The organism is Synechococcus sp. MIT S1220 (genome assembly GCF_047303025.1).
GTDB lineage: Bacteria > Cyanobacteriota > Cyanobacteriia > PCC-6307 > Cyanobiaceae > Parasynechococcus.
The window spans coordinates 508,081-520,005 of the sequence record NZ_CP138939.1 but is presented as its reverse complement, the minus strand read 5'-3'; the positions used below and the strand labels follow the sequence as shown (position 1 = coordinate 520,005).

At 58.2% G+C, this 11,925-nt stretch carries 11 protein-coding genes; 6 read left to right on the top strand and 5 right to left on the bottom strand.

Features of this window, described 5'->3' with window-relative positions:
- Positions 1-309: 309 nt before the first annotated feature.
- Positions 310-1,131: a dienelactone hydrolase family protein gene (locus SIB64_RS02600; protein WP_413441775.1), complete on the top strand. Its 822-nt coding sequence runs from the start codon at positions 310-312 to the stop codon at positions 1,129-1,131.
- A 48-nt stretch (positions 1,132-1,179) separates the two neighbouring features.
- Here SIB64_RS02600 and SIB64_RS02595 read toward each other — a convergent pair whose 3' ends face one another.
- On the bottom strand, positions 1,180-3,924 hold the full coding sequence (locus tag SIB64_RS02595; RefSeq protein ID WP_413441774.1) for a valine--tRNA ligase: 2,745 nt from the start codon (positions 3,922-3,924) through the stop codon (positions 1,180-1,182).
- A gap of 88 nt (positions 3,925-4,012) precedes the next feature.
- On the opposite strand from SIB64_RS02595, the gene SIB64_RS02590 reads away from it, so the two are divergent.
- Positions 4,013-5,266, top strand: a complete 1,254-nt coding sequence (locus SIB64_RS02590) for an extracellular solute-binding protein (protein WP_413441773.1) — start codon at positions 4,013-4,015, stop codon at positions 5,264-5,266.
- Positions 5,263-6,570, top strand: coding sequence for a mechanosensitive ion channel family protein (locus SIB64_RS02585; protein WP_413441772.1), 1,308 nt, complete (start codon positions 5,263-5,265; stop codon positions 6,568-6,570). Before SIB64_RS02590 ends, SIB64_RS02585 begins: the two co-directional genes overlap by 4 nt.
- A 299-nt stretch (positions 6,571-6,869) precedes the next feature.
- On the opposite strand, the gene SIB64_RS02580 is transcribed toward SIB64_RS02585, so the two are convergent.
- Together SIB64_RS02580 and SIB64_RS02575 are read right to left on the bottom strand one after the other, a co-directional pair.
- Positions 6,870-7,493 carry a 2OG-Fe(II) oxygenase gene (locus SIB64_RS02580; RefSeq protein WP_413441771.1) on the bottom strand — a complete coding sequence of 208 codons (624 nt, stop codon included), beginning with the start codon at positions 7,491-7,493 and terminating at the stop codon, positions 6,870-6,872.
- Entirely contained in the window at positions 7,490-7,948 is a 459-nt protein-coding gene (locus tag SIB64_RS02575; RefSeq protein WP_413441770.1) for a protein phosphatase, read from the bottom strand. The genes SIB64_RS02580 and SIB64_RS02575 overlap by 4 nt, the downstream gene beginning before the upstream one ends.
- A 36-nt stretch (positions 7,949-7,984) precedes the next feature.
- Between SIB64_RS02575 and SIB64_RS02570 the strand changes: the two genes are divergently transcribed.
- Positions 7,985-8,680 (top strand): glutathione S-transferase N-terminal domain-containing protein, encoded by a 696-nt coding sequence (locus SIB64_RS02570; protein WP_413441769.1) that lies wholly within the window; start codon positions 7,985-7,987, stop codon positions 8,678-8,680.
- Positions 8,681-8,695: 15 nt separating this feature from the next.
- Here SIB64_RS02570 and SIB64_RS02565 read toward each other — a convergent pair whose 3' ends face one another.
- Positions 8,696-10,249, bottom strand: coding sequence for a sulfotransferase domain-containing protein (locus SIB64_RS02565; RefSeq protein ID WP_413441768.1), 1,554 nt, complete (start codon positions 10,247-10,249; stop codon positions 8,696-8,698).
- A 103-nt stretch (positions 10,250-10,352) separates the two neighbouring features.
- Between SIB64_RS02565 and SIB64_RS02560 the strand changes: the two genes are divergently transcribed.
- Together SIB64_RS02560 and SIB64_RS02555 are read left to right on the top strand one after the other, a co-directional pair.
- The gene (locus SIB64_RS02560; protein ID WP_413442838.1) at positions 10,353-10,610 is read left to right on the top strand and encodes a hypothetical protein; all 258 of its coding nucleotides are present in this window, start codon (positions 10,353-10,355) and stop codon (positions 10,608-10,610) included.
- A gap of 6 nt (positions 10,611-10,616) precedes the next feature.
- Positions 10,617-11,537 (top strand): oxidoreductase, encoded by a 921-nt coding sequence (locus SIB64_RS02555; protein ID WP_413441767.1) that lies wholly within the window; start codon positions 10,617-10,619, stop codon positions 11,535-11,537.
- Here the strand turns inward: SIB64_RS02555 and SIB64_RS02550 are convergent.
- Positions 11,512-11,904 carry a hypothetical protein gene (locus tag SIB64_RS02550; RefSeq protein WP_413441766.1) on the bottom strand — a complete coding sequence of 131 codons (393 nt, stop codon included), beginning with the start codon at positions 11,902-11,904 and terminating at the stop codon, positions 11,512-11,514. The genes SIB64_RS02555 and SIB64_RS02550 overlap by 26 nt on opposite strands.
- Positions 11,905-11,925 lie beyond the last annotated feature (21 nt).

Genomic DNA, 11,925 nt, shown 5'->3' with positions numbered 1-11,925 from the left:
GTCACGAGAAAAGATCACCGCCAAAAAATAAAGAGACCCTTTACGTTGATCATCCTCAATTCCTTGGGGATGAACGGAATCCAAAGGCTTGGGTTCCGAATCAGATCAAAAATCCAACGACATCCCCATTCACCTATAAATCATGGGCTGCGCAGATCACACACAGATGCTTCTCATTTTTAAATCTTCAGAAAAAATCGCCAAGCCAAGATTTGGACGCAACTGGGGTTAGATACTCTTTAACAGGCTGGAAACATCGAGCAAAACACCTAACCCCCTTAAACCCTTGCTTCAACAACCACCCATCCGATGAGCCCACGTAACGTGAACCAGCCTGATGGGTTGGAAGATTTCAAGGTCAGAAACATGACCTTCGAGACCACAACAAAACGGGTCTTTTGTTCAGGAACTGGGCCAGCCGTTGTTGTAATCGCTGAAATCCCAGGGATCAGCCCCCATGTGGCACGCTTCAGCCGCTGGGTGAGAGACGCGGGGTTCACCGTTTACATGCCATCTCTATTCGGGCGGGATGGGGCCATTCCCAGCGGATCAGAAGGCAAGGAGATTTTCGAAAGAGCTTGCATCAGCCATGAATTCAAGGCCTTTGCCAGCAACGAATCCAGTCCTGTTACGTCATGGCTGCGTGGGTTAGCCAAATTGGCCCATCAGGAATGCGGAGGGCCTGGTGTGGGCGCCGTCGGCATGTGCTTCACAGGAAATTTTGCGCTGTCGATGATGCTTGAACCGGCCGTGGTTGCGCCTGTCATGTGCGAACCATCGCTTCCCCTCGACAATCCCTCTGCACTCGCCATCTCAACGGAAGAGATCAGCACGATCGCCGAGCGTATGAAGACCGATCAGCTCACCGTGCTCGGCTATCGCTTTGAGGGTGATTCGTTCTGTCGGGCTGAACGGTTTGCTGCCTACTCCGACGCCCTCGGCGACCAATTCATTGGCCGCGTGCTTCCCGACAGCGCTGGCAACACGAAGGACCTGCCACCGTTCACCAAAGAGGTGGTGGGCCATCCACACAGTGTTGTCACGACGCATCTCATCGATGAAATCGGGGAACCGACCCTGGCGGCACGCGATGAAATCATTGCCTTCTTCAAGGAACGGTTGCTCCAGTAAAAAAACTCCTGCGGCATCCATGCAGATGTTTATCTGGAGCGCTGACTCTCAACCAAGATCCGCCAAACGCTGGCGCGCCAGCTGAGCTTGCGCTTCGGCTTCAGCGAGATTGGTCTTGCATGCTTCAACCACCGCGGCCGGTGCCTTGTCAGCAAAGTTGGGGTTGCCCAGTCGGCCAGCCAAGCCCTTGATCTCCTTCTCGGCCTTGGCAATGTCCTTCTCGAGCCGACCTCTGAGCGCATCGAGATCCACCAGTCCCTCGATCGGCAACAGCACCTGCAACTCACCATTCACACCGGCCAGGGCCTTGGCCACTGGTGCGGCATTGGCCTCCGCGAGTGACATCACCGCCACCGACTCGGCTCGCGTCAACGCCGTGATCTCGGCTGTGCCCTTGGTGAGCACATCCGCCAGCGCACCACGGCCGGTGACGAAGCGCACCGGCACCCTCTGAGACGGCTTCAGTCCCGCGACCGCCCTGAGATTGCGCACCACCCGGATCGCCGCAATTAACTCCGCAAACGACGTCTCAAGACCATCGTCCAGCGCTGCCTCATCCACCGCCGGCCAGGGCTGCAACCCCAAAAAAGTGCTTTCGGGCGCTGCGGTGACGCTGTGCCACAACTCTTCGGTGAGGTGAGGCATCAGCGGATGCAACATCAGCTGCATTTGGCTGATCACTTTGGCCAGCACCTGCTTGGCGGTGCGCTGATCAGCCAAGGCTTCCGGCATTGGACTCTCGCCGGGATTCAAGCGGCGCTTGCTCAGCTCCAGATACCAGTCGCAAACGTCGTTCCAGGCAAATTCATACAAGCCCTTGGCCGCTTCACCAAGGGCGTAGCTGCCATAACGCACGGCGGTTTCACGATTCACCCGCGCCAACCGGGACAGGATCCATCGATCCGCCAACTGCAATGCATCAGGATCGGGATCGCCAAGCAGGGTTGGCGTCTCACCGCCCAGATTCATCAAGGCGAACCGGGTGGCGTTCCACAGCTTGTTGGCGAAGTTGCGCGAGGCCTCCACCGTGGCGGAGGTGTCTTTCTTCCGGTCGTAGTCGAGGCGAATGTCCTGTCCGGCACCCGCCACTTCCCGCACCAGGGCAAAGCGCAGAGCATCGGTGCCATAACGCTCGATCAAGAGCAAGGGATCGATGCCGTTGCCAGCGCTCTTGCTCATCTTGCGGTTCTGCTCGTCCCGCACCAGCCCATGGATATAGACCTCCTGGAACGGCATCTCGCCGGTGAAGGCGCCAGCCATCATCGTCATCCGAGCCACCCAGAAAAAAATGATGTCGAAACCTGTCACCAGGGTGCTGGTGGGGTACCAACGCTGCAGGTCTGCACTGTCCAGATCCGGCCAGCCCAAGGTCGAAAAGGGCCACAAACCACTAGAGAACCAGGTGTCGAGCACGTCTTCGTCCTGCTCAATCTCAGCGGCTGAGCCGTATTCAGCCTTGGCCTTCTCAAGCGCTTCGGCTTCGTTGCGTGCCACCACATAGGGAGTCTTGTCGGTGTATCGACCGCCGGTTTCGCTGATCACGAACCAGGCGGGGATGCGATGACCCCACCAGAGCTGACGGCTGATGCACCAATCGCGAATGTCGGTGAGCCAGTCGCGGTAAACCTTCTCCCAACGCTCCGGAATAAAGCGGGGATTCTGCGTCTCAAGAGCTTCGCGGCAACGGGCCGCCAAGGGCTCGGTCTTCACGAACCACTGGGTGGACAACAGCGGCTCCACCGGCACCTTGCCGCGATCGGAGAAGGGAACGCTGTGGCGATAGTCCTCCACCTTCACCAGCAGCCCTAATTCCTCGAGCCCTGCCACCACCGCCTGGCGAGCCTCGAAGCGATCCAGCCCCTCGAACTGACCGGCCTCCTTGTTCATGGTGCCGTTCTTGCGCATCACCGTGATCTGAGGCAGACCGTGGCGTTGGCCGATGGCGAAATCGTTGGGGTCATGGGCCGGCGTCACCTTGACGCAGCCGGTACCGAAATCCTTCTCCACGTGGTCGTCGGCCACAATTGGGATCTCCCGCCCCACAAACGGCAGAGTGAGGGACCGGCCCACCAGATGGGCATAGCGCTCGTCTGTGGGATTCACCGCCACCGCCGTGTCGCCCAGCATCGTTTCGGGCCGGGTGGTGGCCACCTCCAGATGCCCCTCGCCGCTGCTGAGCGGATAGCGGAAGTGCCAAAGGTGGCCGTCCACCTCTTTCATCTCCACCTCCAGATCGCTCACCGCCGAGCCCGAGGCGGGGCACCAGTTCACCAGATATTCACCGCGGTAAATCAGCCCCTGCTCGTGCAAGCGCACGAAGGCCTCCTTCACCGCCTCACTCAGCCCCTCATCGAGGGTGAAGCGCTGGCGCTTCCAATCAACGGAATAGCCCAGCCGCCGCAGCTGGCCGACGATCCGTCCGCCGCTTTCAGCCTTCCATTCCCAAGCCCGCTTCAGGAAGGCGTCGCGGCCGAGATCGTGGCGAGTCTTGCCCTCGTCCTTGAGCTGCTTCTCGAGGATGGTCTGCACCGCGATCGAGGCGTGGTCGGTGCCCGGCAGGCAGAGCACGTTCTTTCCAGCCAGGCGCTGGTAGCGCACGATCGTGTCAATCAGGGCCGTATTGAAGGCATGGCCCATATGCAGGCTGCCGGTCACGTTCGGCGGTGGAATCACCACCGAGAAGGGTTCACCAGGCGCCTTCGGGTCGGGATGGAACGCCCCCAGGTCCTCCCAGGCCCGCTGCCATCGGGTTTCCGTGCCAACCGGGTCATAGGTCTTAGCCAGTTCGGACACGGAACGCTCACATACACAGCGGCTCATGCTCGCAAAGCCCAGCCCATTCAAGCCAACGCCCCTAACATCCCCGAACTTCCAGTGAATAATGAACCCAATCCGGATCCGGCATCTGGCCTTGGGCATCGCCTTAGCTGCGCTGACGACTGGTTGCAGCGGTCCGTGGAAACCACCCGTTGTCGTCAAGGTGGTCCGGACGATCAACAGCGCAGAAACCGTTTCCAGTCGGGATTACGAGCGCCTACGTGAAATCACTGAGGACGCCATCAGCCACATCAAGGGAGTGGACCCGTCCATTCGTCCCCAACTCACCCTGTCATCCCAAGCCAATTTCGTCGAGGAGATTGCTGCACAGACCCAGAGTGGATTCGGACCGGACCTGTTAATCACCGACAGCGATACGGCCTTGGAGCTGTACAACCGCAACCTGGTCGATCCGATCACACTTTCAGCAGAGGATCGAGCCGATACCCCGCCCTATCTCTTCGAATTGGTGACGGCGCAAGACGGTCAGCTCGTGGGTCGACCGGTCAATCAATTTGTCCAGCTGGCCTGCTTCAACAAGCAACGCCTGGCGTCACCACCCGAAACGCTGAAGGAAATGCAACAGGACAGCGATGAGAACAATTTCGGGATGGCCCTGCAACTGAAAGATCTGTTCTGGAGTGCGGAATCATTTGATGCCGGCGAAGCCATGGAAGCTGCGCTGAACAATCTGCCCCCGAGTCCTGAACGGCAGCTCAATGTGACCAACTGGCTCCGCTGGCTGGAAGCCGCGAGTTACCAACAAAACATCCGCTTTCTCAACGATCAGCGCAGCCTCCGCAAGGCCCTGATCAACGAAGAGTTGGACTGGATCACCTGTTGGAGTAGCAGCCTGCGGGAGCTGCGCGAGAAATTCAAGGACAAACTCGAGCTCGCCCCATTACCCAAGGGACCTTCAACTCATCTGAAAGCCACCACCAAGCTGCAGGTGTGGTCGCTCGGACGGAACTCCAGCCCCAAGCAACGTGAAAAAGCGCTGGTGATGATCGACTTCATCAGCAAACCCTGGGCGCAGAAAACCTATGCTCTAGCGGGGCGCAATTCCCTGCCGGTCAATCGGAAAGCAGCCAAAATCGTTGCGTCCAAAATCCCTGGTGGGACTGAAGCGTTGGTGATGTATGCCCAACAGTCCCTTCAGGAAAATGCGGCGAAAGGGCAGTCGAAAGCCAGGGTGTTCCGCGACCCGGTGCAATACGAAGCGATCTCAGATGCCCTGCTCGACACCATCTACGACATCCGCAGCCCCGAAGAGGCAACACAGGACATCCTCAAGAGCCTGCGGGAGAGCGGTCAATGATCAGTGCTCTGACCTCTGAAGCCACCACCTGGCTCGGTTATCTGCAACGCGGTTCGGTCCTCCTTCAAGTTGGGGTGTTCGTCATCGCGATCACCAGCGAATCGAGGCTGAAGCGCAAGCTGCAGACCTCATTGCATTCCAGCCTCACCCAACTCGTCGTTCCAGCGATGCTGTTAGTGGTTACCTCAATCCTCACAAGACTTGGGGTAACTGCCGGCTATTTGCAGTACCTGGCTTTGCTCTGGACGATCTGGCGCTGTGTGGAACCCACCAAGCAGCTGATCAGCAGTCGCCATCCGAAGGTGCCAGTCGAGGAGATCGACAAATCCTTCTTCAGGCCAATCCTGCTGGTGGGAACGATCCTCACGTTTTTCCAGATGCTGGGGAGCCGGGAATCAATTTCACTCATCTCCCTTGGCGACGTGTTTGGAGTGACCCTCACGATTGGCAAATTCTTCACCGCCCTCGTCATCGTTTACCTGGTCATCTCCCTGGCCAGTCGCCCTGCCGCCTTTGCCGCCTGGCTGGGTGGAAGCTTCTTTGGCATCAAGCCACAAGGCCGCAAGGCGCTCGAGGTGATCGTGCGTTACTCAGTCGTCGGAATCGGCGTGATGGGAGTGGCGTATTACATGGGCATCAATGGAACAGCGATCGTGGCCGTGGCCGGTGGCCTCTCTGTGGGTATTGGCTTCGGCATCAAAGAAATCATCTCCAATTTCATCAGCAGCCTCTGGTTGTTGTTCGAAGGCTCCGTTCGTCCAGGGGAAATACTGATGATCAATGGTGATCCGTGCACGGTTCGCAAACTGGGATTGCGTGCCACCCAGCTTCGCCGTGGTCGCGATGGTGCCGAGCTGCTGATCCCCAACCAGAATTTTTTCACGCAAGAAGCGGAATCATTCACAGCCGAAGAAACATCCCGGCGTGATTCGGTCATAGTTGGTGCCGCTTATCACCACGAGCCACAGCAGGTGATCGCACTTCTCGAAGAAGTCGCAAAGCAGCATGAAAGGGTGCTGCAATACCCTCCACCAGCAGCATTCACGGTCGATTTCGCCGATTCCTCAATCAATTATCGACTGCTGTTCTGGGTTCGAAATCCCTTGGAAGCCTTTGGGGTGGGGAGTGATCTAAGGCAGGCAATTTGGCGCAGTTTCGAAGACAATGGCATCGGAATACCCTTTCCCCAACGCCAGGTGTATCCCATGGAATGGCCACCGTCCAAAGACCAGACGCTGCGGCTTGGATCCCAATCCAACCAGCTCCAACCTGAACAGAATGAGCACGCCGAGACCGACGAATAAACGCCCAACGAATTAACACCTTCAATTCCAGATCGAGCGAGCCACCTTCAGACACTCATCGGTTCGCATGCATCTGAACACAACAATCAACATAAAAACAAGAAACAAGAGTTTGGGGATATTGCAATCCACGCCCATTTGCAATGCACGACCAGTTATAATCTAACCGCTGACAAAACTTTGGTTGGTCCAATTCAAGAGACAAAAAGTGGCAATGAATAATCAATGTTGAGCAAGGAGCGATGCTGCGCAAAAACCAGTGATTGCCGTCGCAATGAACAACGCCGCAGACACACAATTCATTGCGCCAAGCGCTTGAGATAATCCTCTTGCCGCCCGGCATTGATCCACCCTGTCGCAATCAATTTGCTCGACTGATGATTCACACGACCACGGTGAATATGCGATGGTCCGGCCGGAAAAATCAGCAGTTTTCCCCGTTCTGCCGCTTCATGGTGGCCCTGCCAGTGGAATTCAGTGCCAGCCTCATCAACATCATTGCAATACAAAATCCAAGCCAGGACGCGATGCACAGGCTCTGTGGCCTCATCACCGATGGTCCAATCGCAATGCCATCGTTTAAAACCTTCACCCGGCGCGTAGTGCTGCAGATTGAAGATCGGGTTAACAAACAGGGACTGATCGGGACAACAGTCACGAAAAAGAGGGCGATCCGCCAGGTAGCGCTCCAAACCTGCCGTGACACCGCGCAAGATCAGTTGGGCCAAGGCAAAGGACTCAGCATCACTGCGATCAATCGCCACCAGGCTGATGTCGGTACTGAGCTTGGCGGGATCGCTCTCTCCAGACGGACCAAAGGCCAAGCCCGGCCGCTGAAGATCCAACCGGCGGTTAAAAAAATCCGAAACCGCATCGGCAACGGCAACAAAACCGGCATTGCAGTAACCACAGATCAGGGTCATGGCGCCGACTCCCTGCGCGGGATCGCCACCACCCCATCGAGGTGTTGCCAGCGATCCTGATCTAGCACCACCTGCTCCTCCAGCTGCATCCGCTCGATCACCGCAGCGACCCGCGACAGATCCAACGGTGCTCCCGGCCCCATCGGCAGCACCAAGACCTGCGGCTCAGCAGGGTCCGCCATCAGTTGCAGATCCAGATCCTCCAGTTCCCTCTCGAAAAACAGCCGCCGCAGCCGCGTGGTGAGGCTGGGGCCCAGCGCCTCAGCGAAACACTTCATCCCGTCTTCATCGCCTCGGCAACCGCAATTGAGCGACAGCCAAATCAGCAGCTTCACCCAGCTGTCCACCGACCAGATCGGCTGAAAGCTCTCCCTGTGCTGACGGACCAGTTCAGCGATTGCGAAATCAAACAAGGTGGCCTGTAACTGGACCGGGTCGGAAGACGGCGTGCTCATAAACGCCATCTTGAATGAGAGTCCACACCCCCTCCAATGCCCTCGCTGCAACTGTTTGGATGCTGGCGATCAAGTGCATCCCACCGCCTGCAGATCGGCCTTCGGCTCAAACAACTTGCGTTCACCTACACACCGGTCTGCCTCGATCGAGGCGAACAACACAGCGGCTGGTATGTGGCGCTCAATCCTCGAGCCGAAGTTCCCACCCTGCTTGTGGATGGAGAGCCTTGGGTTCAAACACTGGCCATCCTCGAGACCCTGGAGGAAACCCTGGATGGACAAAGCGACGCTCTGTTGCCGAGCTCCAAAAAGGAGCGCCGGATCTGCCGAGCAATCGCCGAGCACGTCAACAGCTCGCTGCAACCTCTCTTGCTCCCGGCAAGGCTGCGTCAACCCATCCTGGACGCCGGCCGGCACCTCGGTCCGACCCTGGCAGCCGCTCTCCAGACCGGTGTGCGTCATCACCAGCTCGATGCTCTAGACAGCCTCAATTCCTGGCTGGACTCTTTGCCGGGCCCTTTCTGCATCGGAACACGACCGACGCTGGCCGACGTGTTCGTGATACCCCACCTCGAAGCAGCAAGGCGATTGGGCCTTGATCTCTCACCGTTCACACGCCTGAACGCACTGCACATCCAGTGCCTATCTCTCGCTGCTTTCGCCGCAGCCGCCCCGGAACAACAACCTGATGCCCCAGGCCAGAACGAAACCAGCAGCGCCTCCACCAGATGAGACAAAAGCTCGAAATCAGTGCGCCATCGCGGTGAGATAGGGGCCGACCAGGGGATGCTCTTCCAGATCAACCCATTGCTGTCGAGCAGCGTTCACAACAAGTTTCTCGGCGTAAGGAGACAGATGCTGGCGCCAGTTGTCCGTGGTGCCCGCCCGAAAATAGAGCTTGGGATTGAGGTGAAAACTGCCAGGGTTGGCTGTGATGCCCTGCTTCATGGTCTGAAATTCCGTCGCGGCAGCGATCTCCGCTGCCCGGTCCGCTGACAGCGATGCCGATGGGAACAGGAACCGCTGAAGCTTCTCCACCGTGTCCGCTTTGCGCTCCACCATGTCCTCATAACGAAGAGCACAGATCTGCGAAGCCTGCAGTCGAGGTTCCGGCGTCAGCCACTCACGCACATGTTTGAAATAACTGCCGAAATAAAGATCCCCTTCCACGAAAAGCTCAGCGAAGCGATCCATGTCGAGCTCTGGATCCACCTGAAGCAGAGGGTGACGGACCCAGAAGAAGTACTGAGAAACCAATGCTGCGCGTGGATCGCGGATGGCGACCACAAAACGCGTCTGCGGGTGGATACGGCGACAGGGCAGATCCTCAACGGCACAGTGCAGGTACCAAAGGCGCGGACGATCCGACGTTGCCGCCTGAAATCGCTGCCACTCTCCAGGCGTCTCCTGAGACAGCAAAACCTCGGGCCAGGGCATGGCTCCATGGCCGATATCTCCCTCAGCCATCGGATGCCGATCTGGGAGATCAACATTCGCTCGCACCAGCTCCACCAGAAATTTCTTGGCCAGGTGAGTTCCTACCTTTTGATGCGTCGCAAGGAGGACATCATTCGGCTGGGTGTCCCAAGACTGGGTGAGGTGTTCGGTCGCTCTCCGGTCAATGAACGGGGGATAACAACGGCCGTTCCACCGATGATGCAGAAATCCCTCCGCATGGGCGAGGTGGGCAGGTTCAAACGTGCGAAAGCTGTGCCCAGGGCGCATCGCCTCCAGGCGTTCGCGTAGGACCTCAATGGTGCGGTCCAGTTTCAGCGAACGCTGCTGCAACTGGCGACTGGCATGCATTCGCTGCACCGAAGGCTGAATGGCGTGAGCCACAGCCTCGAGCTGAGCCTGATCCGCCTCAGCAAAACTCTGACCATCGAGGCGGTTCAACACCTGCAAAGCACCGACCACCATGCCGTCGACACCATGGATGGGCACGGTCATCGCAGTGGAGACGGAATAAGAAAGCTCCTCACCCGCCTGCTGGTGAGCCCCCTGCAACTGCTCCAGGCCTGAGCGATTGACGCAAGTCCCCATGCGGACGCATTCACCAACCATCGAACCATCGAGATCAGCGCAGATCTGACGCTGCATCACCCCTGTTCCCGCCTCCAGCCACAGCTCATCCGCATCTGGATCAAGAACAAACAACCCGCATCGCTCCGCCCGCAACAGACCTGGCAGGGTCACTACCAACAACTGCAGCAGGTCGTTATTGCGCAGTGCATCCCAACGGAGCGCAAGCTCCTGGCGACGCGCCACAACGCGTTGCATGCGTTCATCTAGGGACTGCATGGGGCGACGTAAGGCAAGACCAACCTCTTTTCACTGTCGCCAACCCACTGCTTGCTGACAATCCACAAGGCAAACTGTGGTGAAGGAGAAATGGACGCATCCGATGGCCCTGGATCTGAATGATCCCGAACTCGAGTTCTCGGATCTCGTATATGCCTACCAGAACTGGGTGATGGCGGTGATCAACGACGAGAAACTCGACAGTGAGGAGCAACTTCTCACGGACGACATCGCCGAAGATGCTCTGAATTCAATGCGTTTCCTTCCCGGTGAAGTGACGAGCGCCATCGAAACCAGCCTGGCGAGGGTGTATGACGTCGATGCCGACGAACTCGCGGAACTGCTCTTCCCTGAAGAATGATGCGCCATGGGATGGAGAGCTGAAGACATCCCGTCCCAAGACGGTCGGATTGCGCTCGTAACTGGTGCCAACATTGGTCTTGGGCTTGAAACCGTTCGAGCTCTGGCCCAGCGGGGTGCCACGGTGCTGATGGCGTGCCGTTCCCGGCGCAAAGCCGAATCAGCCCGGATGGGTCTGATCAAGGAGGGGCTGAACGACCTGGATCTTCTGGATCTGGATCTTGCGGATCTCAACAGCGTTGCAACAGCAGCTGAAACGGTGAAATCCCGTTACGGCCAATTGGATCTGCTGATCAACAACGCCGGGGTTATGGCACCACCGCGGCAGACCAGCGCCCAGGGCCATGAACTGCAATTCGCCGTTAATCATCTGGGGCACATGGCCCTCACCACCCAGTTGCTACCACTTCTCGAAGCCCAGCGTGGGGCCAGGGTCGTGACGGTGACCTCAGGGGTGCAGTACTTCGGCCAAATCCGCTGGGACGATCCCAATTGGCAAGAGTCCTACAACCGCTATGGCGCTTACAGCCAAAGCAAACTGGCCAACGTGATGTTCGCGCTCGAACTGAACGCACGTCTTGTTGCCGATGAGAGTTCCGTGCGCTCTCTGGCCGCACATCCGGGGATGGCGCAGACCAATCTGCAGCCGACGGCCGTGCTGAGCGGTGGCAGTCGTACGGAAGCGATCGTCTATCAATTAATGCAACCCTTGTTCCAAAGTGCAGCGATGGGGGCACTGCCCCAGTTGCATGCCGCCACAGCGCCCACTGCATCAGGGGGTGAGCACTACGGCCCTGGACAGTTGGGAGGCATGCGCGGCGCTCCCGGACGCTGTCGGGTGGCCGGAGCGGCCCTCGACCCCGACCAGCGCCAGCGGCTTTGGACAATGAGTGAAGCGCTGATCAACACCAGCGCAGCACGTGACTGATCGCGAAGCCCAGCTGGTGCCTTTGGCTCCCCATATGGTGGGTCAAGTCCGGCGGGGAGTGGCGGGAGACAGCCGTTATGCCAAGCGATTGCGGCAGGAGATTCATGCGGCAGCCGTAGATCCAGGCCGCTGTCCAGTGCTGATCAGCTGCGAACCGGGACTGGAAAAAGACAACCGCGCAGCCTTGATCCATTACGGCTCCAACCAGAGGCGATAGCTGCTGATCAGCCTCGACGCCGAAGATCTCAAACATCGCAACGCGAATCGACTCCTGAACTCGCTTGGTGAGAACACAGTCCTGAACAAGGGGATCGATCGGATTGAAGCCCCCCTGCGCGTGGAATTGATCGTGATGGCAAGAGGTCAATCCCCCGGGTTCAGCGGACGC

Excerpts from the sequence above, each read along its gene's own strand:
- SIB64_RS02555 (WP_413441767.1), top strand. The coding sequence starts at position 10,617 with ATGGGATGGAGAGCTGAAGACATCCCGTCCCAAGACGGTCGGATTGCG.
- SIB64_RS02560 (WP_413442838.1), top strand. The coding sequence starts at position 10,353 with ATGGCCCTGGATCTGAATGATCCCGAACTCGAGTTCTCGGATCTCGTA.
- SIB64_RS02575 (WP_413441770.1), bottom strand. The coding sequence starts at position 7,948 with ATGAGCACGCCGTCTTCCGACCCGGTCCAGTTACAGGCCACCTTGTTT.
- SIB64_RS02600 (WP_413441775.1), top strand. The coding sequence starts at position 310 with ATGAGCCCACGTAACGTGAACCAGCCTGATGGGTTGGAAGATTTCAAG.
- SIB64_RS02580 (WP_413441771.1), bottom strand. The coding sequence starts at position 7,493 with ATGACCCTGATCTGTGGTTACTGCAATGCCGGTTTTGTTGCCGTTGCC.
- SIB64_RS02585 (WP_413441772.1), top strand. The coding sequence starts at position 5,263 with ATGATCAGTGCTCTGACCTCTGAAGCCACCACCTGGCTCGGTTATCTG.
- SIB64_RS02590 (WP_413441773.1), top strand. The coding sequence starts at position 4,013 with ATGAACCCAATCCGGATCCGGCATCTGGCCTTGGGCATCGCCTTAGCT.
- SIB64_RS02565 (WP_413441768.1), bottom strand. The coding sequence starts at position 10,249 with ATGCAGTCCCTAGATGAACGCATGCAACGCGTTGTGGCGCGTCGCCAG.
- SIB64_RS02570 (WP_413441769.1), top strand. The coding sequence starts at position 7,985 with ATGCCCTCGCTGCAACTGTTTGGATGCTGGCGATCAAGTGCATCCCAC.